The organism is Thermus amyloliquefaciens, from assembly GCF_000744885.1.
Taxonomy (GTDB): Bacteria; Deinococcota; Deinococci; order Deinococcales; family Thermaceae; genus Thermus; species Thermus amyloliquefaciens.
In genome coordinates this window covers 1-22,537 of the sequence record NZ_JQMV01000006.1, presented here as the reverse complement: position 1 = coordinate 22,537, position 22,537 = coordinate 1, and the positions used below count along the sequence as shown (strand labels likewise).

At 70.2% G+C, this 22,537-nt stretch carries 34 protein-coding genes; 22 read left to right on the top strand and 12 right to left on the bottom strand.

Going from position 1 to position 22,537, the window contains the following annotated elements:
* Positions 1-7: 7 nt before the first annotated feature.
* Together BS74_RS11420 and BS74_RS11415 are read left to right on the top strand one after the other, a co-directional pair.
* On the top strand, positions 8-454 hold the full coding sequence (locus BS74_RS11420; RefSeq protein WP_038059360.1) for a hypothetical protein: 447 nt from the start codon (positions 8-10) through the stop codon (positions 452-454).
* The gene (locus tag BS74_RS11415) at positions 451-738 is read left to right on the top strand and encodes a hypothetical protein (protein WP_038059321.1); all 288 of its coding nucleotides are present in this window, start codon (positions 451-453) and stop codon (positions 736-738) included. Before BS74_RS11420 ends, BS74_RS11415 begins: the two co-directional genes overlap by 4 nt.
* Here BS74_RS11415 and BS74_RS11410 read toward each other — a convergent pair.
* Both BS74_RS11410 and BS74_RS11405 read right to left on the bottom strand, forming a co-directional pair.
* On the bottom strand, positions 731-1,039 hold the full coding sequence (locus BS74_RS11410; protein WP_038059319.1) for a CopG family antitoxin: 309 nt from the start codon (positions 1,037-1,039) through the stop codon (positions 731-733). The genes BS74_RS11415 and BS74_RS11410 overlap by 8 nt on opposite strands.
* Positions 1,040-1,042: 3 nt before the next feature.
* Entirely contained in the window at positions 1,043-1,315 is a 273-nt protein-coding gene (locus tag BS74_RS11405) for a BrnT family toxin (RefSeq protein ID WP_038059317.1), read from the bottom strand.
* Between the two features lie 50 nt (positions 1,316-1,365).
* On the opposite strand from BS74_RS11405, the gene BS74_RS13105 reads away from it, so the two are divergent.
* The 6 genes from BS74_RS13105 to BS74_RS11380 all read left to right on the top strand — a co-directional run bounded on the left by BS74_RS13105 (position 1,366) and on the right by BS74_RS11380 (position 5,366).
* Entirely contained in the window at positions 1,366-2,358 is a 993-nt protein-coding gene (locus BS74_RS13105; protein ID WP_281173185.1) for a metal-dependent hydrolase, read from the top strand.
* Positions 2,274-3,011, top strand: a complete 738-nt coding sequence (locus BS74_RS13100) for an HlyD family secretion protein (protein ID WP_281173184.1) — start codon at positions 2,274-2,276, stop codon at positions 3,009-3,011. Before BS74_RS13105 ends, BS74_RS13100 begins: the two co-directional genes overlap by 85 nt.
* Before the next feature lie 911 nt (positions 3,012-3,922).
* Positions 3,923-4,264 (top strand): hypothetical protein, encoded by a 342-nt coding sequence (locus tag BS74_RS11390; RefSeq protein ID WP_038059355.1) that lies wholly within the window; start codon positions 3,923-3,925, stop codon positions 4,262-4,264.
* Positions 4,264-4,398, top strand: coding sequence for a hypothetical protein (locus BS74_RS13095; protein ID WP_012477514.1), 135 nt, complete (start codon positions 4,264-4,266; stop codon positions 4,396-4,398). Before BS74_RS11390 ends, BS74_RS13095 begins: the two co-directional genes overlap by 1 nt.
* A 48-nt stretch (positions 4,399-4,446) precedes the next feature.
* The gene (locus BS74_RS11385) at positions 4,447-4,854 is read left to right on the top strand and encodes a hypothetical protein (RefSeq protein WP_038059353.1); all 408 of its coding nucleotides are present in this window, start codon (positions 4,447-4,449) and stop codon (positions 4,852-4,854) included.
* Between the two features lie 224 nt (positions 4,855-5,078).
* The gene (locus tag BS74_RS11380; RefSeq protein ID WP_245606166.1) at positions 5,079-5,366 is read left to right on the top strand and encodes a helix-turn-helix domain-containing protein; all 288 of its coding nucleotides are present in this window, start codon (positions 5,079-5,081) and stop codon (positions 5,364-5,366) included.
* On the opposite strand, the gene BS74_RS11375 is transcribed toward BS74_RS11380, so the two are convergent.
* Positions 5,329-6,585 carry a tetratricopeptide repeat protein gene (locus tag BS74_RS11375; RefSeq protein WP_245606165.1) on the bottom strand — a complete coding sequence of 419 codons (1,257 nt, stop codon included), beginning with the start codon at positions 6,583-6,585 and terminating at the stop codon, positions 5,329-5,331. The genes BS74_RS11380 and BS74_RS11375 overlap by 38 nt on opposite strands.
* A 532-nt stretch (positions 6,586-7,117) precedes the next feature.
* On the opposite strand from BS74_RS11375, the gene BS74_RS11370 reads away from it, so the two are divergent.
* The gene (locus tag BS74_RS11370) at positions 7,118-8,326 is read left to right on the top strand and encodes a hypothetical protein (protein WP_038059348.1); all 1,209 of its coding nucleotides are present in this window, start codon (positions 7,118-7,120) and stop codon (positions 8,324-8,326) included.
* Between the two features lie 56 nt (positions 8,327-8,382).
* A complete protein-coding gene (locus BS74_RS13090) occupies positions 8,383-9,120 on the top strand; it encodes a CRISPR-associated protein Cas4 (protein WP_038059345.1) in 738 nt (245 codons plus the stop codon).
* Here the strand turns inward: BS74_RS13090 and BS74_RS11800 are convergent.
* From BS74_RS11800 to BS74_RS11355, 3 genes are read right to left on the bottom strand one after another with little or no spacing between them, the layout of a single operon-like run.
* Positions 9,107-9,310 carry a hypothetical protein gene (locus BS74_RS11800; RefSeq protein WP_081914599.1) on the bottom strand — a complete coding sequence of 68 codons (204 nt, stop codon included), beginning with the start codon at positions 9,308-9,310 and terminating at the stop codon, positions 9,107-9,109. The two genes, BS74_RS13090 and BS74_RS11800, sit on opposite strands and share 14 nt — an antisense overlap.
* Positions 9,310-10,089, bottom strand: a complete 780-nt coding sequence (locus BS74_RS11360) for a hypothetical protein (protein ID WP_081914598.1) — start codon at positions 10,087-10,089, stop codon at positions 9,310-9,312. The genes BS74_RS11800 and BS74_RS11360 overlap by 1 nt, the downstream gene beginning before the upstream one ends.
* A gap of 8 nt (positions 10,090-10,097) precedes the next feature.
* A complete protein-coding gene (locus tag BS74_RS11355; RefSeq protein ID WP_038059343.1) occupies positions 10,098-10,394 on the bottom strand; it encodes a helix-turn-helix domain-containing protein in 297 nt (98 codons plus the stop codon).
* Positions 10,395-10,713: 319 nt separating this feature from the next.
* Here BS74_RS11355 and BS74_RS12010 point away from each other — a divergent pair, with 319 nt between their 5' ends.
* From BS74_RS12010 to BS74_RS11345, 3 genes are read left to right on the top strand one after another with little or no spacing between them, the layout of a single operon-like run.
* A complete protein-coding gene (locus BS74_RS12010) occupies positions 10,714-10,890 on the top strand; it encodes a hypothetical protein (protein WP_167345978.1) in 177 nt (58 codons plus the stop codon).
* On the top strand, positions 10,862-11,338 hold the full coding sequence (locus BS74_RS11350) for a type II toxin-antitoxin system VapC family toxin (RefSeq protein ID WP_008633604.1): 477 nt from the start codon (positions 10,862-10,864) through the stop codon (positions 11,336-11,338). Before BS74_RS12010 ends, BS74_RS11350 begins: the two co-directional genes overlap by 29 nt.
* 2 nt (positions 11,339-11,340) lie before the next feature.
* On the top strand, positions 11,341-12,282 hold the full coding sequence (locus BS74_RS11345; RefSeq protein WP_038059341.1) for a tyrosine-type recombinase/integrase: 942 nt from the start codon (positions 11,341-11,343) through the stop codon (positions 12,280-12,282).
* Between the two features lie 3 nt (positions 12,283-12,285).
* Here the strand turns inward: BS74_RS11345 and BS74_RS11340 are convergent, their stop codons facing one another.
* The 4 genes from BS74_RS11340 to BS74_RS11325 are packed head-to-tail and all read right to left on the bottom strand — an operon-like array spanning position 12,286 to position 14,083.
* Entirely contained in the window at positions 12,286-12,600 is a 315-nt protein-coding gene (locus BS74_RS11340; RefSeq protein WP_038059339.1) for a hypothetical protein, read from the bottom strand.
* A complete protein-coding gene (locus BS74_RS11335; RefSeq protein WP_038059337.1) occupies positions 12,597-13,250 on the bottom strand; it encodes a ParA family protein in 654 nt (217 codons plus the stop codon). Before BS74_RS11335 ends, BS74_RS11340 begins: the two co-directional genes overlap by 4 nt.
* On the bottom strand, positions 13,247-13,459 hold the full coding sequence (locus BS74_RS11330; RefSeq protein ID WP_038059335.1) for a helix-turn-helix domain-containing protein: 213 nt from the start codon (positions 13,457-13,459) through the stop codon (positions 13,247-13,249). Before BS74_RS11330 ends, BS74_RS11335 begins: the two co-directional genes overlap by 4 nt.
* 33 nt (positions 13,460-13,492) lie before the next feature.
* The gene (locus BS74_RS11325; protein ID WP_185747763.1) at positions 13,493-14,083 is read right to left on the bottom strand and encodes a PIN domain-containing protein; all 591 of its coding nucleotides are present in this window, start codon (positions 14,081-14,083) and stop codon (positions 13,493-13,495) included.
* A gap of 169 nt (positions 14,084-14,252) precedes the next feature.
* Between BS74_RS11325 and BS74_RS11510 the strand changes: the two genes are divergently transcribed.
* The 7 genes from BS74_RS11510 to BS74_RS11300 all read left to right on the top strand — a co-directional run bounded on the left by BS74_RS11510 (position 14,253) and on the right by BS74_RS11300 (position 18,069).
* On the top strand, positions 14,253-15,542 hold the full coding sequence (locus tag BS74_RS11510) for an XRE family transcriptional regulator (protein ID WP_038059368.1): 1,290 nt from the start codon (positions 14,253-14,255) through the stop codon (positions 15,540-15,542).
* Between the two features lie 187 nt (positions 15,543-15,729).
* Complete coding sequence (locus BS74_RS11315; RefSeq protein ID WP_245606164.1) at positions 15,730-16,623, top strand: ATP-binding protein; 894 nt, start codon at positions 15,730-15,732, stop codon at positions 16,621-16,623.
* Positions 16,624-16,642: 19 nt separating this feature from the next.
* The gene (locus BS74_RS12830; protein WP_245606163.1) at positions 16,643-17,080 is read left to right on the top strand and encodes a hypothetical protein; all 438 of its coding nucleotides are present in this window, start codon (positions 16,643-16,645) and stop codon (positions 17,078-17,080) included.
* Positions 17,056-17,319, top strand: coding sequence for a hypothetical protein (locus BS74_RS12825; RefSeq protein ID WP_245606162.1), 264 nt, complete (start codon positions 17,056-17,058; stop codon positions 17,317-17,319). Before BS74_RS12830 ends, BS74_RS12825 begins: the two co-directional genes overlap by 25 nt.
* Before the next feature lie 20 nt (positions 17,320-17,339).
* On the top strand, positions 17,340-17,660 hold the full coding sequence (locus tag BS74_RS11305) for a hypothetical protein (protein WP_038059324.1): 321 nt from the start codon (positions 17,340-17,342) through the stop codon (positions 17,658-17,660).
* Positions 17,657-17,785: a hypothetical protein gene (locus BS74_RS13085; protein WP_281173183.1), complete on the top strand. Its 129-nt coding sequence runs from the start codon at positions 17,657-17,659 to the stop codon at positions 17,783-17,785. Before BS74_RS11305 ends, BS74_RS13085 begins: the two co-directional genes overlap by 4 nt.
* Positions 17,782-18,069, top strand: coding sequence for a hypothetical protein (locus BS74_RS11300; RefSeq protein WP_038059321.1), 288 nt, complete (start codon positions 17,782-17,784; stop codon positions 18,067-18,069). The genes BS74_RS13085 and BS74_RS11300 overlap by 4 nt, the downstream gene beginning before the upstream one ends.
* Here BS74_RS11300 and BS74_RS11295 read toward each other — a convergent pair.
* Both BS74_RS11295 and BS74_RS11290 read right to left on the bottom strand, forming a co-directional pair.
* Positions 18,062-18,370 (bottom strand): CopG family antitoxin, encoded by a 309-nt coding sequence (locus BS74_RS11295; protein ID WP_038059319.1) that lies wholly within the window; start codon positions 18,368-18,370, stop codon positions 18,062-18,064. The genes BS74_RS11300 and BS74_RS11295 overlap by 8 nt on opposite strands.
* A gap of 3 nt (positions 18,371-18,373) precedes the next feature.
* Positions 18,374-18,646: a BrnT family toxin gene (locus BS74_RS11290; protein ID WP_038059317.1), complete on the bottom strand. Its 273-nt coding sequence runs from the start codon at positions 18,644-18,646 to the stop codon at positions 18,374-18,376.
* A gap of 28 nt (positions 18,647-18,674) precedes the next feature.
* Between BS74_RS11290 and BS74_RS11505 the strand changes: the two genes are divergently transcribed.
* Together BS74_RS11505 and BS74_RS12820 are read left to right on the top strand one after the other, a co-directional pair.
* Positions 18,675-20,333, top strand: coding sequence for a metal-dependent hydrolase (locus BS74_RS11505; protein WP_051946910.1), 1,659 nt, complete (start codon positions 18,675-18,677; stop codon positions 20,331-20,333).
* Positions 20,334-22,013: 1,680 nt separating this feature from the next.
* Positions 22,014-22,163 carry a hypothetical protein gene (locus BS74_RS12820; RefSeq protein WP_245606161.1) on the top strand — a complete coding sequence of 50 codons (150 nt, stop codon included), beginning with the start codon at positions 22,014-22,016 and terminating at the stop codon, positions 22,161-22,163.
* Positions 22,164-22,537: the final 374 nt, after the last annotated feature.

Below are 22,537 nucleotides of genomic sequence, written 5' to 3'. Positions count from 1 at the left end.
AGGCGTCATGAGGTTTTCCGCATCCATTCCCCTCTTCCTCCTCCTGGCCCTCTCCGCCTGCCAGCCCCCCACCGCGGGTCGGGAGGTGGAGGTGCCCCTTCGCCTCTACCGCTGGCAGGGCGAGGGGTACCTGGCCGAACCCATCCCCGGGGAGCCTCTGAAGGTAAGGGTTTACCTCTACCGCCAGGGCCGGGAGGTTGCGGCCCTCCTGCGCCCTGAGGGTGGGGAGGCTGGCCTCGAGGGGACCCTGGCCCTGGTGCTGGAGGGGCCGGGAGGGGAGAGGGCGGCTGAGGCGGTGCGGGAGGGGAAGGCCTCCTTCCTCCAGGTGAGGGGGAAGGCGGACCGCCCCGCCTGCGCCTTCTACTTGGTGAGTCTCTCCCCCGACCCTTGGTCCGAGGACCTCGAGGTCCGCCTCTACCACGAAAGCGGGCGGGTGTGCGAGGGGGGAAGATGAGGGTGGAGGGGCATGACTTTTTGAGGCGGCGGGTGGCGGAGCTGGAGGCCCGGCTGAGCTCCGTGGAAGCCGAACGGCAGAAGCTCCTAGCTCGGCTGGCCTACCTGGAGGCCAGGGCCCGGGACCTCCCCCGAGGGGGCGTCCTCTCCCGGGAGAAGGCCGAGGAGCTCCACGGCCTCCTCTCCGCCGTGTGGCTGGACCTTAACGAAATCCATCCTGGCCGGGTGCCCGACCTGGACCGGGCCCTAAGGCTCCTGGAGGAAGCCCTTGGCGGTCTTAGATGACCCCTTCCCGCTTCTCCTCCTCGTAGAGCCTTTCCAGCACGAACTCCTTGAGGAGGGTCTGGTAGCCCTTGCCCTTCCTCCGGGCGATGGCCTTGAGCCGCCTCAGGAGGTCCTCGTCCAGGCGTATGGAAACGGGCCGGGTCCTGGGGCGGGCCGGGGGCAGAAGGCCCTCCGGCGGTGGGGCCATCTTCGCCAGAAGCTCCTCCCCCAGGGCGTGCTCTTCCCAGAAGCGGGCTTCCTCCTCCTCGCCCGCAAACTCGGGGATTTCCTCCAGGCTGTGCACCTTCCGCATTCTCTTCATGCTTTACTTTCCCCTCCTCCGGTAGCGGCGTTTCTCCTCCAAGGTGGCGTCCCGGGCGGTGATGGGCCGCACCCTGCCTTCCCTGCGGGTGAAGACCACGAAGAGGACCCTTCCGGCTTCCGTGGCCCCCAGGGCCGCCCAGCGTTCCTCGCCCCCTTGGGAGCGCGTGCGGAGCACCAGCCGCTTGGGGTCGGTGAGGGCTTCCTCCACCTCCTGGGGACGCACCCCGTGCCGGGCGATGTGGGCGGTGTTGGCCTCATCCCAGGCGAAGCCCAAGGGGAAACCTCCCCTTTCAGTATATACCATGGTATTTGCAAGGAGGGGCCATGACCGCCGGCACCCACCTGGCCGGGGCCGCCCTCACCGCCTCCCTCCTCCGGGGGGTGGGGCTGGAGGTGGGCCTCCTGGAGGGCCTGGCCCTGGCCTGGGGCTCGGTGATGCCCGATGTGGACACCACCACCTCCGGCCCAGGGAAGTTCGTGCGCCCTCTGTCGTCCTTCCTGGAAAGGCGCTTTGGCCACCGCACCCTCACCCACTCCCTTCTCTTCACCCTGGCCCTGGCCCTCCTCCTCTACCCCCTTTGGCGGGCCAACCCCTCCGCCTACTGGGCCTTTCTGGCGGGGTACCTCAGCCACCTGCTCCTGGACACCCTGAATGTGAACGGGGTGCCCCTCCTCTGGCCGTGGCGGGTGCAGTTCTGGTTCTTCGCGTCCCGGGAGTGGCGGATCCGCTACGCCTCCCCCCAGGAGGCCACCCTGGCCCTGGTCCTGGCCCTCTTCGCCTTCGTCCTCTGGCCCGTGTCAGGCCAGGGGTTCGCCTCCGCCTTCCGGCACCTGGTGGGCACTCCGGAGGTGGCCGTCCTGGACTACCTGGACTGGCGGGAGCGCTGGGAGGTCTGGGCGGAGGTCAAGGGGTTCAACCGGGAAACCCAGGAGGGCCTCGAGGGGCGCTTCCTGGTGGTGGAGGCCCTGGGCCGGGAGGGGGTCCTGGTGGAGGACGAGCTGGGCCGAACCCTGGCGGTGAGCCGGGACGGGCAGGTGGTGGCCTACCGGGTGCGCATGCACCGGGGACGGGCCCAGGTTCTGAGGGAGTGGCGGGTGGACCTCTCGGGGAGGCTGGTGGGGGAGCTCCTCCAGGCCCTCCCCCGGGGGCCCGCCGGGTGTGGATCACCGGGGAAGCGGTGCCCGCCACCGAGCCCCCGCCCCTGGTGGCCCCGGTGGGGACCTACCCCAGGGTGGCGGCCACGGCGAGCCCGCCCCGCCTGGTTTTCCACGCCGCCCGGCCAGAGGATCTGCATCCCCTCTCCGGCCTGTACCTGAAGGCGGGGAGCGCTGTGGTGCGGGCCGCCTTCGCCCCCGGGGAGGAGGCTTCCCTCGTCCTCCCCAGCCTCCCCACCCTGCCGCAGTTCCACCCCATCGTCATCCCCGACCTTCCCAGCCTCTCCGGCCTCCTGGTGCGCCCTGGGGATCGGGTGGAGGAGGGGGAGCCTCTGGCCCGCTATGTGGATGATGTGCCCCTGGAGGAGCTTTCCGAGAGGGCGCAGGCCGCCCGGGAGGAGGCGGCCCGCCTCGAGGCGGACCTGGCCCGACTGGAGGAGCGCTACCGGGTGGAGCGGGAGGCCGTGGAGAGGGAGCTGCTCCAGGCCCGGGAGGCCCTGGCGAGGATCCGCTATCTGGCCGCCCAGGGAGCGGAGCCCCTCCTGCGCCTGACGGAGGCCGAGGCCAAGGTCCGGTCCCTGGAGGAGAAGCGCACCCGCCTGGCCGTGGACTTCACAGGGGAGAGGGCCCGCCTGGAGGAGCGCATCCGGGCGGCCAGGCTGGAGGCCTCGAGGCTCGAGCGGAGGCGGGACCGGGAGGCGGAGCGTCAGCTCGTGCGTTCCCCCGTGGCGGGCCAGGTGGTGGAGGTAAAGGTGAGGGATATCGGGCCCAAGGGGGTGACGGTGGAGGTGGTGCTCCTGGGAACACAGCCTTAACGACTTTCTCTTCAGGCTCGCCTCAGCCTCCCCCGCCCCTTCCCCCACCCCCTGCCCCCGCCCCCCTTCCCGTCGGCCGAAATGTACGCCTTGCGTGACCACCCCGAAGGGGGGCGGGGGAGAGTGGAAGCTTCTTTCCTTTCCGCGCCGGGCTGGGCCCCATTGTAGGGCGCTCCGGGCCGGAACTTAGCCCTTCGGGCTGACCCGGCAAGGCCAAGCCCTTCGGGGTGGGGCCCCTCCCCCAGCCTTGCCTCCGGCCCTCCGCGCCCCCTTTTGGGGCCCTTGCGCCCGGCGCGGGAAAAGTGCGCGGGTGTTGGGGGGTGTCTAAGGTGTCCCAGGTTCTTTCTCTCTCTGGCGTGGTGGCCTTTGCGGGCTCTCGGCATGGTTCCCCCTGGCCTGTGGCCCCCGTGGTGGCTCTGGTTCTGGCCTCAGGGGGTGTAGTGCGGGTAGGGGACCAGCGCGGGGTGGATCGGGCCGTGCGCCTGGCCTGCCCCTCCGCCGTGGTGGTGGAGGCTTCCCGCTTCTCCGGGCCCCCCGCCGCCCGGCTCCACCAGCGCACCCGGGCCGTGGTCCTCGGCCACCCGGGCCTCGGCCTGCCCCCCGCCTCCGCCCTTCTGGTCTTTCCCCCGGTGGGGGCGCTCCCGCTTTGGGGCCTGGCTCCTCCCTGGCCCTCCGCCTGGCGGTGGGGCGGGCCTTCCTGTGTGGGTGGCCGGGGATCCGCGCCCTGCCGGGCCGGGGTGGGCCTCCCTTCCCTTGGCCGGGGTTCCGGGGTGGGTTCTGTACTCAGTTCAGGAAGCTATTTTTTAGCTTCCAGAGCTTGACAACTCCTATTTTGTGTCATATTATGGAGATGGAAACGGAGGCCGGGACCCCGCCAAGAGCCAGGCCTCCGGGTTCCAAAGGAGGAAACCATGAAGGAGCGTAACACACAGGCACAGGATCAGGTTTTCACCCGGGAGCAGGCCCTCTGGCATGCGGCGTGGTTGATCTCCCGCGTCCGGGAGAAGGTGGCGGAGCTGTACGGGTGGGCGGTGGCAGGGGAGGCCACCAGCGCTTTTACCCCCCTCATCCTGGCCCAGGAGGTCCACGCCGCCCTGCAGGAGGCCCTTACCTTCGCCCGCGCCTTCGCGGACTACCAGTCCTTCGAGCAGAGCGTACACGCCTTTCTGGAGGAGGCCCGCCTCGAGGCCGCCCGCATCCTCCGGGAGAAGGAGCCTGCCCAGCCTGCCGGGGAAGAGGAGGTGCCCTTCTAATGCGCGCCCTCGCCCTTCTCCTCGCCCTTCTCCTCCTCCTCTCCGCCCCTGCCTCGGCCCTCGGCCCCCAGGATCCCGGCCGGGTGTCTCCCCTCTCCGATGAGGTGAAGGGCCTCGGCCCCGGCACCAGGTAGCCCGCGCGGGGGCGGGGCCCGCCCCGCCCCCCCTTCCAGGAGGAAGCCGTGAGCGAGAACCTGACCCAGATCCAGACCGAGGAGCTCAAGGCCCGCGTGGATGAGGTTCTGGAGGCCCTCAGGGACCGGGCCCGGGCCCTCATCGCCGCCATCGCCGCCCACGCCGAGGCCAGGCTGGCCCTCGAGGCGGCCCAGGACGCCCTGGAAGACGCCCGCGCCCGGGCCATCCGGGAGGGCCTCGAGGGCCGGAACGAGCAGGCCCGGCAGGCCGAGCTTCTGGAAAAGACCCAGGAGGAAGAGGAGGCTGTGCGGAGTGCCCGGGCCGTGTACCGGGTGGCCGAGGCCAACCTGGAGATGGCCCGGGTGGCTTGGGCCGTAGAGAAGGAGACTCTGCGGGCCCTCACCGCCCTGGTAGGGGAGGCTTTCCCCAACGGGGTGGGAAGTCTAAGGAGCTGACCTGTGAGGAAGCCCCGGCCTCGCCTGCCCCCCGCGAGGGGGGCGGCGGGCCGGGGCGCGCCCTTGCCCACCACCCGCCGCGGGCGCCCTTCTCCCCTCCGGCCCGGCGCTCGGCCCCCGGGCCGCCGCGCCGTACATGCCGCCGCGGTTCAGCTGACGCTCGGCCCGGGGGCCGCCCCCTTCGGGGGCCGCGCCGGGCCCTGCCCGCCGGTTAGACTGTGAGCGTGCCTAGGCGTCCCCTTTACGACCCTGAGAAGTTCCGCGGCCTCCCCTGTTCGGCCCGCCTGGTGTGGTTCCACATCTGGGCCCTGGGGGAGGGGGAGTACTCCGCCCGGGAGCTGGCCCAGGACCTGGAGATGAGCCCGGACGCCGCCGCCCGGGCCCTCCGCCTCCTGACCGAGCGGGGGCTCCTGGAGGTGGTGCGCCCCCCCGCCGGGTCCAGGGCGGGGGTGTACCGGGTGGCCCGGAAGGTTTCTAACACGCCTCCCATCTCCTCTCCGGGTCCAGCCTGAGCACCTCCCCCTCCCACCGCACCGCTTCCCGGTCGGCCAGGAGGTCCCTGGCCCTCGAGGCCGTCATGTGGAGCCGCTCCCTCACCCCGGGGCCGTCCTCCCCCCAGAGCCTGAGCGCCGCTTCCCGCCAGGTCAGGGGGCCCTCAGAGGCCAGAAGGAGGAGCAGGTCAAAGGCCTTTCCCGACCCCTCCAGGGGCACCTCCCGCCTGCCCAACCAAAGCCGCCGGACCTTTCCCGCTTCCAGGCGCACCCTGGGCCTCTCCGGGGCCCGCCTGGTCCGGGGAAGCTTGAGTTCCCGCGCCTCCGCCAGGGCGAAGAGTTCGGGGAAGCCCAGGGCCTCCTCCGCCAGGGGATAGGGGCCGAGGGCCCGCGCCTCCTGGAGGAGGGCCAGGGCGCCCTCCTCCTTTCCCTCCCGGCGGGAGAGCTCCGCCAGGGCCACCAGCACCCGGGCGCGGGCCGGGGCGTGGGTGTCCAGAAGCTCCAGGGCCTCCCCGGCGGCCCGCCTCGCCAGCCTCTTCCGTCCCAGGGCCAGGTGGCAGAGGGCCATCTCCGCCAGGGCCGCTCCCCTCCGGGCCCCCTCCCCCGCTAGCTCAAGGGCCTCCTCCAGGACCTCGCTTCCTTGAGCGGGCTTCCCCAGAAGCCGCAGGGTGGTGCCCAGGGCCCTCAGGGCCACCACCCGGTCGTCCGGGTCCAGCCTCCCCGCCACCGCCTGCTCGGCCCGGAAGAGGGCCTCCCTCAGCTCCCCCCTGGCCCGGTGGACGGAGGAGAGGAGGACAAGGACCCGGCTCCGGAAGCCTCCCAGGGCCTTGGCCCGGACCACCGCCAAAGCCTCCTCCGCCCGGCGCAGGGCCCAGCCCGTCCTGCCCCGGTGCAGGTGGGCCACCCCCAGGCCGTGGAGTGCCCAGGCCCGGCCCAGGTGGTCCTCCCGGGCGCTGAAGTGGTCCAGGGCCCGCCTCAAGGCCTCCTCCGCCTCCTCCCAGCGCCCGGCCCGGAAGAGGAGGGCCCCCAGGTCCTGCCACACCCACCCCGCCCGCTCCCGGGCCAGGGAGGCCGCCTTCCGCACCAGCCGCAGGCCCTCCTCGTCCCCCAGGTGCCAGCGGGCCCAGCCCTTCAGCCTGAGCCACTCGGGGTTCTCCGGCTGGGGGTCCTGGTCCAGGGCCGCCTCGCCCTCCCGGTAGCGCCCGAGCTGGAGGAAGAGGCGGACGGCCTCGAGGTCCACCTCCCCGTCCGGCCTCAGCAGGGGGCGCCTTCGCCGGGGGCGATTTTGCCGATAAGCATCGGCGTTTGCAGAGATTTTGAGGATTTGACCCCCCTGTTCTGACATCCTTGCCCGGCATTATACAGGCTTTGGCACGGGAGAAAGCCGCTTCCGAAAATCAAGTGAACTATATCACGCCTGTTGGTGTCCCGTTGGTGAGGGGTTTGCGCCCTCCGGGAGCCCACGGAGGCGTGCCATATTGACTCGCCTCATTCGCCTCTGCTATGGGTAGGGGAATGCTTTTCGGGTCCCTCCCTCCCCTCTTTCCAGGGTTCTGGTATAATGCCGGGCAATGGGAAGACCGGGCCCCCTGGGGGCCCAAGGCGGCAGGGCCGCGTGAGGACCAAAAAGAGAGGCTCCCGCTGGGAGGGAACCCAAATTCCAGCAACCTTTTCCTTCGCCTAAGGTTATCCCCTCCCAGCGGGAAAGGCAATAGGCGCCGAGGCGGCGCGCGGGGGAGTGCCGTCCCCGACGCGCGAAACGGGAGGGGTTTATGCCCCAAGAAGGAGTTGAAGGGAAGAGCTATAAAGAACAGCCGGAAGGACTCACCGAGCGGGGCCGGGCCTTCCTCGAGGCCCTGGCCCGGAGGAAGCGGGCGAGGGGCGAGGAGCTTCCGCCCCTCTACCTGAAGCTCCTGGAGGGGGCCGCGCCCCCGGAGAAGGGGGTCCATGAGCCCCCGCCCGAGGAGGCGCCTCCCCCGGAGGACCTCCGCCGGAAGCTCCGGGAGGCGCCGCCTTCCCCGGCCCTCCCCAACCGACAGGAGCTCTCCGCCTCCCCGCCCCCACCCGAGAGGAAGCAGGACGCCTGGAGCCTCGCCGACCGCCTCCTGGCGGAAGGGGAGCGGCGGGGCACCCTGCCAGGGCTTTCCGAGCGGGAGCGGAGGGTGTACCGGACCCTCCTCGCCCTGGGCCTCGAGGTCCTGGCCCGGAGGCTGGGCCCGGGGAGGCCCCTCCCCAGGAGCCTCTCCCAGGCCACCCTCTTCGCCGTGAACGACGCCCTGGCCGTGGCCCTGGGCCTGCCCCCGGCCTCCCTCTACCGGGTCCTGGCCTCCCTGGAGGCCAAGGGGCTCATCCGCCGGAGGGCCTGGCGCACCCCGGCCACCCTCAAGGGCCGGACGGGGGTCTACGCCGGCGGGACCCTCTACGCCGTGCGCCTGCCCCACCGGGAGGCCCGCCCCCGCCTGGACCTGGAGGACTTCCGCCACCCGTGGCGGGACCTGGAGGGGGACGCCCGTCAGGGGCGCACCGCCTGGAGCTTGAGAGAGTCATATACAAGTCCTCCTAAGGAGGACTCCGGGGTCCTCCAGCTCCTCCTTCGGTTTTCGTTATCCCCTGGCGAAGCCGAAACTCCGTTAGCTCTAGACTCTCTCACCGCCCTCCTCCGGGCCCGCCCCGCCGAGCGCCGGGCCCTGGTGGAGGCCCTCGCCCTCTCCCTGGCCCGGGAGTTCCGGGATCCCGGGAGCGTGCGCTTCTACGCCTGGATCCTCTGGAACGCCCTCCGGGCCGAGCTCTACGGCCTGATGGAGGGGGCCCTGGAGGCCGTCTCCTGGGCGGTGAAGCGGGTCCGGGAGGCCCTGGCCAAGGCCCTCTTCGGCCAAAGGGCCGAGGGGGTCCGGCGCCCCGGGGCCCTCCTCGCCCACCTCCTCCGGGAGCGGGGCCTCCTGGAGCTCTTCCGCCAGGCCCCTCAGTGGCGGGTGGCGTAGGGCTCCCGCCGGGCTAAGCTGGAGGTAGCCCATCCAGGGCCTCTGGGGGGTGGCTTGTGTATCAAGACTGGCTGTTCAAGGACTGCCCAGGGGGCTGGCGCCTCCGCTACCGCCGGAACGGGGGCGGCTACGAGGCCTCCCAGGACGGGGAGAGGTGGGAGAGGGTCCCCTCGGTCACGGAGGTTACGGGGCGCCTGAACAAGAACCTTCAGGACTGGGCCGTGCGCCAGGTGGTGGAGTACCTTCGCGGGGAGCTGGTCCCGGGGCTGGTCCTCACGGAGGAGGAGGTGGGCCGCGTCCTGGAGGAGGCCGCCAAGGCCCACCACAGGGCCGCCCGGAGCGCCGCGGGGCGGGGCACGGAACTCCACGCCTGGGCGGAGGCCTACCTCAAGGGGCAAAGGCCTCCCTTCCCCGAGGAGGAGCCCCTTCGGGGGATGGCCCTCGCCCTGGCGGACTGGTGGGACGGGAACGGGGGCGAGGCCCTGCGCTCCGAGGAGGCGGTCTTCCACCCGGGGCACCGCTACGCCGGGCGGGTGGACCTGGTGGCCCGCTTTGGGGACAGGCTGGTGGTGGTGGACCTGAAGACCTCCCCCCGGGCCTACCCGGAGCACCTCCTGCAGGTGGGGGCCTACGCCCTGGCCCTCCGGGAGGAGGGGCTGGAGGTGGAGGGGGGCTTCGTGGTGGCCCTGCGGGACGGGGTGGAGGTGGCCGAGGTCCCCCTGGAGGCGGCGGCGGAGGCCTTCCTGGGGCTCCTCGCCGTCCACCGCTTCCTGGAAGGTCTCAAGGGCTCCTGAGCACCCGCTTGTACCACACCTTGAGGGCCTCGAGGTCCCAGGCCACCACCGCCCGGCTCCCGTCGGGGTACCACCGCACCTCGTACTTCCTCGGGAACTCGGGCAGGAGCCGCTCCACCTTGGGCCACCAGAGGGCCAGGGCCTCGGGCCTCAGCACCAGGTAGTAGGGCCCCTCCCCCACCAGGCCCATCACCTGCCCCTTGGGGAGGGGCGGGGGCAGGCCGAGGCCTCCGGGGGCCTCCTCCTCCGGGGCCCGCCAAACCCGCACCGGGTCCCGCCTCGGCCTCCTCTCCCCGGGAGGGCGCGCCTCCTTCGGGGGCTTCGGGGGCCTTCGGGCCCGGGCGGGGCGGGCCTTTGGGCCTCCTCCCGGCGCCCCTCGGCCTCCTCGGGGGCGGCCCCCTTCCCCCGCCTCCCCTCCAGGTGCGGGTTCCGGTCTCCCTCTATGGGCTCGGGGAGGGGCCTCTCCCCCTTCCGGGCCAGGACCCACTTCCCCAGGGGAAAGGCCCGCTCGGCGAGGAGCCTCCCCCCCCGCAGGGCTCCCTCAAAGCGGTAGGCCTTCCTGGGCTCCAGGAAGGCGGTGAACCCCCGGGCCCGGCCCAGGACGAGCCTGAAGGCCTCCCCGCTCTTGGGCTGGACGAGGACCACGAACCTCCTCCCGTCGGCGTGGAGGAGGATCCCGTGCACCACCAGCTCCGGCCCCTCCATGGGGCGCTTGAGCTTGAGGGCCACCTGGACCTCCGTGAGCCTCCCCTCCTCGTCCGTGCGGGGCCAGAGGGTGAAGACCCCTTCCCCCCGGTGCTCCTCCGGCTGGCTCAGGGCGTACCCGGCCACCGCCGCCCGCAGGCCCCGGGGCAGGCGGGGGCTGTGGAAGCCCTCCTCCCCAAGCCTCCCCTCCAGGAAGAGGGTGGCCTGGTGGGCCGGGTGGCGGGCCCCGGGCTTCTCCTTCCGCTCCTCCCTGACCTCCTCCACGCCTCCCCCTAGAGGCCGAAGCGCCTCAGGACCTCCCGGGCCCGGTCCACCACGCCCTTCCCCTTCTCGCTTGCCTTCTCCGGGGCTTCCAGGGAGCGGAGGAAGGCCTCGAGGCTCTCCCGGGTGATGCGGGCCGAGCGGGGGGTGGGGTGAACCACCTTGAGGCGCCCCGCCTTCACCAGCCTGTAGATCGTCGTCCGACCCAAGCCGAGGGCCTTGGCCGCCTCGCTGTAGGTCAAGAGAAGCTTGCCGTCCAGAGGGTCCTTTTCGGGGGGGTCCCCCTTGGCCGTGGGGCTCTCCCGCATGCCCCCATGGTACAGAAGCGAGGCGGAGGGTCTTGGAACTTCCTGGAACTTCCAGACATCCAGACTCTGGAAGTCTGTAAGTCTGGAAGTCTGTGAGTTTGTCGCAAACATCCGCCTTTTGTCGCAACCTTCCGCCGGCCGCCTGGTCCCTCGCCCGCCCTTTTTTCGGGGGTTTTCGCCCTCCCGGACGAGGCTCCCCTTCGGTCAGGGCTTCCCTCCTTCACTTCGCCAAACAAATCTTTTGCGAATGCTATACTTCGGGAAAGCGGGGGTGGGGGCCCTCGAGGGCACCCTCCCCCCGGAGGGGTAGAATGGAGCCATGCCCAAGACCAAGGAGCCCCGACTGAAGGCCCTGCTCAAGTCGCCCGAGTGGCGGCGCTTGGCGGAGGCAATGGCCCTGGAGCCCCCGGAGGGGCCCAAGCCTCGCTTCAAGCCCTGGCGTCCCCGAGTGAAGGGGGTACCCCTGGATGCCGTCCTCCAGGACCTCCGGCGCTGAGCCCCTCTTCCTGGACACCAGCGTCTTGGTGCGCCTTTACTACCTGGAGCCCGAGGACCCCTTTGAATGGGCCGTGGACCTGGCCCAGCGCCCCGGGACCCTCCTCGCCGCCTCCCACCTGGCCTACGTGGAGACCCTGGCCACCTTCCACGCCCTGCGCCGGGGAAGGGCCATCACCTCCCGCCGCCAGGCTTCTCTGAGCGCTGCTTTCCGGGCCGACTGGCCCGCCTTCCTCCGCGTGCCCCTGAGCCCTCCCGTGGTCCAGCTGGCGGGCGCCTTGGCCGAGGAGCATCCCTTGAGGGGAGCGGACGCCCTCCAACTCGCCTCCTTCGCCTGGCTCTGGGAGAAGGAGGGGAAGGGGCGCTTCTTCACCCTGGACCGAAGGCTCTACCTTGTGGCCCGTGACCTGGTGCCCACCGTGCCCGTTCCCGCCTTTGAGGAGGTCTGAAGATGGTAGCCGCCCAAGACCCCCACGCCGAGCTCCTCCACCGCTTCCGCAGGTACCTGGAGATGGAGGAAGGCCGCTCCCCCCGCACCGCCAAGGAGTACCTCCTGGACGTGGGGCTCTTTTCCGCCTGGTACCGGGAGCGCTACGGCAGGCCCCCCAGGTGGGAGGAGATCGGGAGCCAGCACCTCCGCGCCTTCCTGGCCTCCCGCGAGGTGAGCCCCCACAGGGCGGGCCGGATCCTCGCCAGCCTGCGAAAGTTCTTCCGTTACCTGGCCGAGGTGGAGGCGCTGCCCATTCTCAAGGACCCCACCGAGGGGGTGAAGCGCCCCAAGCTTCCTCGGCGCCTCCCCGTCTACCTCACCCCCCCCGAGGTGGCCAGGCTCCTGGAGGCCGCCTACAAGCACCGCTCCCCACGCATCGGCCTCAGGGACTGGGCCCTCCTGGCCTTCCTCTACGGCACCGGCCTCCGCCTCTCCGAGGCCCTGAGCCTCACCTACTCCGACCTCACCTATCAGGATGGTATCCCCCACGCCATCCGGGTCCGGGGAAAGGGGGACAAGGAGCGGGTGGTGGTGCTTTCCCCTACCGCCCAGCGGGCCCTCTACCAGTGGCTGCGGCACCGGAACCTGGAGGGACACCCCACGAGCCCCTACATCTGGAGCCACACCTCCGGCCCCAACCGGGGGAAACCCTTCTCAGCCCGGGCGGTGGAGGCCATGGTGAAGCGGGTGGCCCGGCGGGCGGGCCTCACGGACTGGCACCGCATCACCCCCCACAAGCTCCGCCACTCCTACGCCTCCGCCCTGGTGGAGGCGGGCCGGGGCATAGACGAGGTGAAGGAGCTCTTAGGCCATTCCTCCATTAGCACCACCCAGATTTATGTGCACGTTTCCAGGAAGCGCCTGGAGGAGGCGGCCAAGGCCTTGCCAGACGTCCTGGGGTGACCTTTAGGTTTTCTCTGAGCGGAGTTTTTCCAAAAGGAGATCCACTGCCCATCTTATCAGCGTGTTCTCCGTAATTCTCTCCCCACCTTTGCGCTCCCGGTTCAGCTTCCTGGCCAGGGCGGTGAGAGCGTCTAGCTGGTCGGGGCGCAAGCGGCACTCCTTGCGGACATAGGTCAGGTACTTGGGGGTGGGGCGCTCCTTGGGGGCTTCCGCGGGGGCTGGCTTTGCCTCCCACAGCTCTTCGGGGGGCTCTTGGGGCGCGGCTTCCAGCGCCCCCGCCTCCTCCCGCACCAGCTCGGCCAGCCGCTTCCGCCTCATGCCCCTACCTCCACTGGGGTCAGGACCCCCTCCCCTAGCTCCCTTAGGAGTTCCTCCGCTACCCTCCGGTAGTCCGCCTCTCCCTCCCGGGCGTTCGGGCCCCGCCAGCGGGTGATGGGCTTTCCCTCCAGGGCGGCCCGCTCGTGGGCCTTGTAGGCCCGCACGAAGGCGTGGAAGGCGGGCACCCCGGCCTCCATGAGGGCGGTCTGGGCTTCCAGGGCCTCCCCCAGGCTCCGGGGATCCACGCGGGTGAGGAGGACCCGGTGGGCCACTCCCAGGGGGCGCACCGCCCGGCGCACTGTTTCCACCAGGGCCTCGAGGTCCAAGGGGGCCGGGGGGGTGGGCAGGAGGGCAAAGTCCGCGGCCTTTAGGACCGCCTGGAGGGCCTCCGAGCGCAGGGCGGGGGGCGTGTCCACCACCACCAGGCCGTAGCCTCGCACCTGACGGAGGCGGGCCAGAAGGGTGGGGTCGGTCTCCTGGGCCAGGTCAAAGGGCATCTCTCCCCGGCCCGCCCACCAGGAGGCGGATCCCTGGGGGTCGGCGTCCACCAGGAGCACGGGAGCCTTCTCCGCCAGGATGGCGGCCAGGTTCACCGCGGTGGTGGTCTTGCCCACCCCGCCCTTGCCGTTCACCACCGCCACCACCCTCACCTCTGGACCTCCCTCAGGGCCTCTTCCAGGCGCTCCTCGCCGCCGAGAAGCCGGACGCCCTCCTCCCAGGGCACCCGCCACAGCCTTCCGACCCGGTGCCCCTTTACCTCCCCGGTGCGGAGCCACCTGCGCACCGTTTCAGGGCTCACCCGGAGAGCTCCTGCCAGCTCCTCGGGGGTGAGGAAGAGGGGTTTGTCCACGGGAGGCATTCTACCCAAAGGACGCACAAAGGGCAAGCGGGCCTAAGGTTCCTTCTGGCAAGTCCCCGGGGGGCAAATAAAGGCCAGATCGGTGTATAACCCCAGCTTTCTCTTAAAAACCTTGTTGTAGATATGCGCCGCCTCTTGGCAGGTCAAAAGGCCCTTGGCCACGGCTACCTCCAACAGTCCGCAGCTCCCTTTTACCTGCAGCCCGCGGGCAGTGGCTTCCCTTCGCAGGGCGCCGTCGTCGGTCAGGAGGAGGTACTTCCGGCTTATGGCAAGGGCTAGGGCCTCGAGGTCACCTCTTCGGTTCTTGAGGCGCCGGCACTGGGTAGCCAGCTGCGCAACTAGGTGGAGTTCTTGGGGCGTGAGCGTCACGCTTGCCCAAAGGGTGCCGTGCTGTTGCAGGTAGGCTGCTCGTCGGGGGATTTCTGGAACAAGTCGGTTGAATTCGCCCAACCTGTCTAGGGGGTCGGGGTTGATGATGGAAGGCGGGCCCACCACGGTCCCGGCAATCTCATGAAGGAGGGTTGCGTTCCCAGAGTCTACGAACAGGGCGAAAATGTTGTTGTCCGCTACAGCCTGCCAGCTCCCAAGGGCTTGGCCGGGGGGTTGCGGATCTCCGGTCAGCATCAAGTCGATTGTGCGGACTCCGGGGTGAAAAGTCAACGCCGTTCTCGTTAGTACCGGTAATTTCATTATCATTTAACGCATGAAAAAGGCAAAAATGGCCGATTTTAATAAAACACAAGTTGACATTTGCTTGCCGTGAGGTAACCCTATCTCCAAGGAGGTGTCGGCCATGCTCTCTATTGCCCCAAAGGACTTAGCGGCCAAGTTGCGCCAAGCGCGAGATCGGCTGGGCCTTAGCCAAGACGAGGTGGCCCAGGCCTTGGGCGTTTCCCGGGAGAGCCTGGCCCAATGGGAACGGGGGGACAGGCTCCCACCGGCCCTCCACCTTCAGAGGTTGGCCTGGCTTTATGGTCTAAAGGAGGAAAGCCTTTTTGAGGGGGGGGAGGCCGAGTACCGGGACGGCCTCAGCGTGCTCCTTCCCGAGGGGGTAAACCTATCCGCCAAGGCCCGCTTCGAGATCCAAAGGTGGCTGGAGTTCCTGGACGCCTATGCGGAGTTCCTGGAGGAGGAAGGAGAGGTTCTTTCTCCCGTCCCACAGGGCCCCTTAAAGGAGCTGCACGGAGGCTGGCTTACCGATGTGCGGCGGGCCTCGAGTGAGGCCAGGAAGGTTCGTGAGCGCCTTGCCCTAGGGCAGGACGTAATACCCGATCTACGGGTGTTGCTGGACGAGCTGGGCATCTTGGTTTATCACGCTTCCTTGGGGGAAGGAGGGGCTTGGGGCAGAGACCAGGTCCCAGAAGGGGAGGGTTCCCCCGTCCCCATCTGGGGGGCCTTCTACCGCCACCCCCAACTGGGGTTCAGCGTCCTGGTCAATGTGGATAGCACCCCGGGCCGCCAGATCTTCACCTTGGCCCACGAGCTGAGCCACGCCCTGTACCATTTCCGCCTCCCCGGCATCCTTTGCCGGAGAGAGCCTCTTCCCGAAGAGAAGGAGGTGGAGACTTTCGCCAATGCCTGGGCTGCCCACTTCCTGGTTCCAGGAAAGGCCCTCAGGGAGCAGGTAAGAGAGCGGGTCAGAGATCCGCGCAAGCTCTCCCCTGAGGACGCCCTTTTGCTTGCCCATCATTTTGGGGTCAGTTACACCTTCATCCTGTACCGCCTCCTCAACGAACGCCTGATCTCCAAGGACACCCTCAAGGCGTGGTCGCTGGTCAGCCCCAGGGTGCTGGCCGAGGCCTTGGGGCTTTCCCCGGAGCCTTACCGCCTCCCCGCCCCTTCTTCCCTGGGAGATCTCGGTCGGTTTCCCCCTTCAGTCCTGCGGAGGGTGCGAAGGGCGGTCTATCAGGGGAGGCTTTCCGTCTCCGAGGCGGCGGGGCTTCTGGATGTGGACTCCACCACCCTCCAGCGCAAGCTTCTGGCTTCCGCTAAGGAGGAAGCGGAGCCCAGGGAGGCCTTGGAGTTGTCTGAGGAGTTGGATTTCCTCACACCGGGTCGGCGGCCCAAGGCGCTGGAGGCCTGAGGAGGTCTTTGGGCTCAACCTTCGTTTCTTGAACCAGCAGACTTTGGGGGTCTGCTGGTTTCAGACTTACAGACTTCCGGAGTTACAGAGTTCCAGACTTACAGACTTACAGACTTACAGACTTACAGAGTTACAGAGTTACAGAGTTACAGAGTTACAGAGTTCGGAAGTCTGTTACTCTGGAAGTATGTTCGTGGGCCGTACGGAGGAGGGGAGGGCGGTCCTCCTCTCCGTGAGGGCGGGAAGGGGGGTGGTGCTGGTGGGCCCGCCAGGTTATGGGAAGACGGCCCTCCTCCAGGAGCTGCGGCCGGCCCTCGAGGCGTGGTCTGTCGTCCTGTGGGCGGACAAGCTCTCACCCTTCGGGGCCTTTCTGAAGGACCTCTTCCGGAGCCTTTGGGACGCCCGCATCCCCGTGGAGGGGGTGGGCATCTCCAAGGACCCGGAGGCGGACCTGAAGGCCTGGGGCAAGCGCTACCCGTCCAACGACGAGAAGGCCAAGAGCCTGGTGAAGGCCCTTAGGACCTACGCCGAGAGGGGGGTGAACCGGGCCACGGTGGTGGTGGACGACGCCACAGGGGTCCAGGGGAGCATGATCCCCTGGCTGGTGGCCTTGGCAGAGGTGACCAACCTGGTGCTGGCCGTCCACCCCGAAACCTTGCGCAAGGCCAATACCAAGCGCCTCTGGATGCGTCTGGACCGGGTGGACCTGCCTCCCCTTTCCCCCAGGGAAACCCGGGCCCTGGCCGAGGCCCTCGTGGAACGCTACGGCGTGGTGGCCGAGGACAAGGAGGCCTACCTCTCCCGGGTGGTGGCTCTCTCCGCCGGGGTGCCGGGGGAGGTGGAGCGGCTGGTCCGGTATGTGAGCGCCGAGGACATCGTGCGCAACCGGGATGTGGGCACGGGGTACGCAGAGGGTCTGGCGCAGCGGGAGGAGCGCGGGGTGGCCCTGGCTCCCATCCTCCTGGTGGCGGGGGCGTGGCCATCGCCGCCCGCTACCTCGGTCTGGCCCGGGGGGAGATGGACCTGTATGTGGCCGGTGGGCTGGGCATTGCCGCCTTCGTGGTCCTGGCCCCCTGGCTGAGAAAGGCGGTGGTGGCCCGGTGAGGTGGTGGATCCTGCTCTTCGCCCTTCTTCCTGCCCTGGCCCAGGCCCCCGGCCTGACCCAGGAGGAGGCCCGCATCCTGGACCGCCTGGTGGAGGAGGCCCTGCCCCGGGATCCCGTCTACCTGAAGACCCTGGCGGACCTGGAGGCGGCCCGCCAGACCCTCGGAATACTTGGGGCGGTGTCCGCCGAGGTGGGGGCCGCCCTGGCGGGTGAGTACGGGCAGGTGGCCCCCTCGTACCGCCTCTCCCTGTCCCTGAACCTGGTGGAGCTCTTCCGGGACAAGGGTCCAGCCCTGCGGGCCCTCGAGGCGCAGGCCGAGGCCCAACGCCGGGAGGTGCGGCTGCGGGTGGCGGGGCCTTCTTCCGCTGGCTCTCTGCCCGGGAGGCGGCCCGCGCCGCCGCCGACGGGGTGGAGGCCCGGGAGGCGGAGCTAAAGGCCCTTCAGGCCAGGGCCCGGGTGGGGGCCGCCACCCCCGCCGAGGTCCTGGCCGCTGCTGAGCGGGTTTCCCAGGCCCGTCTGGCCCTGTACCGGGCCAACCTGGACCTGGCCCTGGCCCTCGAGGATCTCGCCCGGGCGGCGGGCCTGACCCTGGACGCCCTGAGAGGCCTTCTGAGGCCCCTGGAAACCAAGGGGGGTACATCAGGAGCCCCCCCTGGCTCCCGGGGGCCTTAACGAGCGTTTTAGGAGGCGTCATGAGGTTTTCCGCATCCATTCCCCTCTTCCTCCTCCTGGCCCTCTCCGCCTGCCAGCCCCCCACCGCGGGTCGGGAGGTGGAGGTGCCCCTTCGCCTCTACCGCTGGCAGGGCGAGGGGTACCTGGCCGAACCCATCCCCGGGGAGCCTCTGAAGGTAAGGGTTTACCTCTACCGCCAGGGCCGGGAGGTTGCGGCCCTCCTGCGCCCTGAGGGTGGGGAGGCTGGCCTCGAGGGGACCCTGGCCCTGGTGCTGGAGGGCCGGGAGGGGAGAGGGCGGCTGAGGCGGTGCGGGAGGGGAAGGCCTCCTTCCTCCAGGTGAGGGGGAAGGCGGACCGCCCCGCCTGCGCCTTCTACTTGGTGAGTCTCTCCCCCGACCCTTGGTCCGAGGACCTCGAGGTCCGCCTCTACCACGAAAGCGGGCGGGTGTGCGAGGGGGGAAGATGAGGGTGGAGGGGCATGACTTTTTGAGGCGGCGGGTGGCGGAGCTGGAGGCCCGGCTGAGCTCCGTGGAAGCCGAACGGCAGAAGCTCCTAGCTCGGCTGGCCTACCTGGAGGCCAGGGCCCGGGACCTCCCCCGAGGGGGCGTCCTCTCCCGGGAGAAGGCCGAGGAGCTCCACGGCCTCCTCTCCGCCGTGTGGCTGGACCTTAACGAAATCCATCCTGGCCGGGTGCCCGACCTGGACCGGGCCCTAAGGCTCCTGGAGGAAGCCCTTGGCGGTCTTAGATGACCCCTTCCCGCTTCTCCTCCTCGTAGAGCCTTTCCAGCACGAACTCCTTGAGGAGGGTCTGGTAGCCCTTGCCCTTCCTCCGGGCGATGGCCTTGAGCCGCCTCAGGAGGTCCTCGTCCAGGCGTATGGAAACGGGCCGGGTCCTGGGGCGGGCCGGGGGCAGAAGGCCCTCCGGCGGTGGGGCCATCTTCGCCAGAAGCTCCTCCCCCAGGGCGTGCTCTTCCCAGAAGCGGGCTTCCTCCTCCTCGCCCGCAAACTCGGGGATTTCCTCCAGGCTGTGCACCTTCCGCATTCTCTTCATGCTTTACTTTCCCCTCCTCCGGTAGCGGCGTTTCTCCTCCAAGGTGGCGTCCCGGGCGGTGATGGGCCGCACCCTGCCTTCCCTGCGGGTGAAGACCACGAAGAGGACCCTTCCGGCTTCCGTGGCCCCCAGGGCCGCCCAGCGTTCCTCGCCCCCTTGGGAGCGCGTGCGGAGCACCAGCCGCTTGGGGTCGGTGAGGGCTTCCTCCACCTCCTGGGGACGCACCCCGTGCCGGGCGATGTGGGCGGTGTTGGCCTCATCCCAGGCGAAGCCCAAGGGGAAACCTCCCCTTTCAGTATATACCATGGTATTTGCAAGGAGGGGCCATGACCGCCGGCACCCACCTGGCCGGGCCGCCCTCACCGCCTCCCTCCTCCGGGGGGTGGGGCTGGAGGTGGGCCTCCTGGAGGGCCTGGCCCTGGCCTGGGGCTCGGTGATGCCCGATGTGGACACCACCACCTCCGGCCCAGGGAAGTTCGTGCGCCCTCTGTCGTCCTTCCTGGAAAGGCGCTTTGGCCACCGCACCCTCACCCACTCCCTTCTCTTCACCCTGGCCCTGGCCCTCCTCCTCTACCCCCTTTGGCGGGCCAACCCCTCCGCCTACTGGGCCTTTCTGGCGGGGTACCTCAGCCACCTGCTCCTGGACACCCTGAATGTGAACGGGGTGCCCCTCCTCTGGCCGTGGCGGGTGCAGTTCTGGTTCTTCGCGTCCCGGGAGTGGCGGATCCGCTACGCCTCCCCCCAGGAGGCCACCCTGGCCCTGGTCCTGGCCCTCTTCGCCTTCGTCCTCTGGCCCGTGTCAGGCCAGGGGTTCGCCTCCGCCTTCCGGCACCTGGTGGGCACTCCGGAGGTGGCCGTCCTGGACTACCTGGACTGGCGGGAGCGCTGGGAGGTCTGGGCGGAGGTCAAGGGGTTCAACCGGGAAACCCAGGAGGGCCTCGAGGGGCGCTTCCTGGTGGTGGAGGCCCTGGGCCGGGAGGGGGTCCTGGTGGAGGACGAGCTGGGCCGAACCCTGGCGGTGAGCCGGGACGGGCAGGTGGTGGCCTACCGGGTGCGCATGCACCGGGGACGGGCCCAGGTTCTGAGGGAGTGGCGGGTGGACCTCTCGGGGAGGCTGGTGGGGAGCTCCTCCAGGCCCTCCCCCGGGGGCCCGCCGGGTGTGGATCACCGGGGAAGCGGTGCCGCCACCGAGCCCCGCCCCTGGTGGCCCGGTGGGGACCTACCCCAGGGTGGCGGCCACGGCGAGCCCGCCCCGCCTGGTTTTCCACGCCGCCCGGCCAGAGATCTGCATCCCCTCTCCGGCCTGTACCTGAAGGCGGGGAGCGCTGTGGTGCGGGCCGCCTTCGCCCCCGGGGAGGAGGCTTCCCTCGTCCTCCCCAGCCTCCCCACCCTGCCGCAGTTCCACCCCATCGTCATCCCCGACCTTCCCAGCCTCTCCGGCCTCCTGGTGCGCCCTGGGGATCGGGTGGAGGAGGGGGAGCCTCTGGCCCGCTATGTGGATGATGTGCCCCTGGAGGAGCTTTCCGAGAGGGCGCAGGCCGCCGGGAGGAGGCGGCCGCCTCGAGGCGGACCTGGCCCGACTGAGGAGCGCTACCGGGTGGAGCGGGAGGCCGTGGAGAGGGAGCTGCTCCAGGCCCGGGAGGCCCTGGCGAGGATCCGCTATCTGGCCGCCCAGGGAGCGGAGCCCCTCCTGCGCCTGACGGAGGCCGAGGCCAAGGTCCGGTCCCTGGAGGAGAAGCGCACCCGCCTGGCCGTGGACTTCACAGGGGAGAGGGCCCGCCTGGAGGAGCGCATCCGGGCGGCCAGGCTGGAGGCCTCGAGGCTCGAGCGGAGGCGGGACCGGGAGGCGGAGCGTCAGCTCGTGCGTTCCCCCGTGGCGGGCCAGGTGGTGGAGGTAAAGGTGAGGGATATCGGGCCCAAGGGGGTGACGGTGGAGGTGGTGCTCCTGGGAACACAGCCTTAACGACTTTCTCTTCAGGCTCGCCTCAGCCTCCCCCGCCCTTCCCCCACCCCTGCCCCGCCCCCCTTCCCGTCGGCCGAAATGTACGCCTTGCGGTGACCACCCCGAAGGGGGGCGGGGAGAGTGGAAGCTTCTTTTCCTTTCCGCGCCGGGCTGGGCCCCATTGTAGGGCGCTCCGGGCCCGGAACTTAGCCCTTCGGGCTGACCCGGCAAGGCCAAGCCCTTCGGGGTGGGGCCCCTCCCCCAGCCTTGCCTCCGGCCCTCCGCGCCCCCTTTTGGGGCCCTTGCGCCCGGCGCGGGAAAAGTGCGCGGGTGTTGGGGGGTGTCTAAGGTGTCCCAGGTTCTTTCTCTCTCTGGCGTGGTGGCCTTTGCGGGCTCTCGGCATGGTTCCCCTGGCCTGTGGCCCCCGTGGTGGCTCTGGTTCTGGCCTCAGGGGGTGTAGTGCGGGTAGGGGACCAGCGCGGGTGGATCGGGCCGTGCGCCTGGCCTGCCCCTCCGCCGTGGTGGTGGAGGCTTCCCGCTTCTCCGGGCCCCCCGCCGCCCGGCTCCACCAGCGCACCCGGGCCGTGGTCCTCGGCCACCCGGGCCTCGGCCTGCCCCCCGCCTCCGCCCTTCTGGTCTTTCCCCGGTGGGGGGCGCTCCCGCTTTGGGGCCTGGCTCCTCCCTGGCCCTCCGCCTGGCGGTGGGGGGCGGGCCTTCCTGTGTGGGTGGCCGGGGATCGCGCCCTGCCGGGCCGGGGTGGGCCTCCCTTCCCTTGGCGGGTTCCGGGGTGGGTTCTGTACTCAGTTCAGGAAGCTATTTTTTAGCTTCCAGAGCTTGACAACTCCTATTTTGTGTCATATTATGGAGATGGAAACGGAGGCCGGGACCCCGCCAAGAGCCAGGCCTCCGGGTTCCAAAGGAGGAAACCATGAAGGAGCGTAACACACAGGCACAGGATCAGGTTTTCACCCGGGAGCAGGCCCTCTGGCATGCGGCGTGGTTGATCTCCCGCGTCCGGGAGAAGGTGGCGGAGCTGTACGGGTGGGCGGTGGCAGGGGGAGGCCACCAGCGCTTTTACCCCCTCATCCTGGCCCAGGAGGTCCACGCCGCCTGCAGGAGGCCCTTACCTTCGCCCGCGCCTTCGCGGACTACCAGTCCCTTCGAGCAGAGCGTACACGCCTTTCTGGAGGAGGCCCGCCTCGAGGCCGCCCGCATCCTCCGGGAGAAGGAGCCTGCCAGCCTGCCGGGGAAGAGGAGGTGCCCTTCTAATGCGCGCCCTCGCCTTCTCCTCGCCTTCTCCTCCTCCTCTCCGCCCCTGCCTCGGCCCTCGGCCCCAGGATCCGGCCGGGTGTCTCCCTCTCCGATGAGGTGAAGGGCCTCGGCCCCGGCACCAGGTAGCCCGCGGGGGGGCGGGGCCCGCCCCGCCCCCCTTCCAGGAGGAAGCCGTGAGCGAGAACCTGACCCAGATCCAGACCGAGGAGCTCAAGGCCCGCGTGGATGAGGTTCTGGAGGCCCTCAGGGACCGGGCCGGGCCCTCATCGCCGCCATCGCCGCCCACGCCGAGGCCAGGCTGGCCCTCGAGGCGGCCCAGGACGCCCTGGAAGACGCCCGCGCCGGGCCATCCGGGAGGGCCTCGAGGGCCGGAACGAGCAGGCCCGGCAGGCCGAGCTTCTGGAAAAGACCCAGGAGGAAGAGGAGGCTGTGCGGAGTGCCCGGGCCGTGTACCGGGTGGCCGAGGCCAACCTGGAGATGGCCCGGGTGGCTTGGGCCGTAGAGAAGGAGACTCTGCGGGCCCTCACCGCCCTGGTAGGGGAGGCTTTCCCCAACGGGGTGGGAAGTCTAAGGAGCTGACCTGTGAGGAAGCCCCGCCTCGCCTGCCCCCGCGAGGGGCGGGCGGGCCGGGGCGCGCCCTTGCCCACCACCCGCCGCGGGCGCCTTCTCCCTCCCGGCCCGGCGCTCGGCCCCGGGCCGCCGCGCCGTACATGCCGCCGCGGTTCAGCTGACGCTCGGCCGGGGGCCGCCCCTTCGGGGCCGCGCCGGGCCTGCCCGCCGGTTAGACTGTGAGCGTGCCTAGGCGTCCCCTTTACGACCCTGAGAAGTTCCGCGGCCTCCCCTGTTCGGCCCGCCTGGTGTGGTTCCACATCTGGGCCCTGGGGGAGGGGAGTACTCCGCCCGGGAGCTGGCCCAGGACCTGGAGATGAGCCCGGACGCCGCCGCCCGGGCCC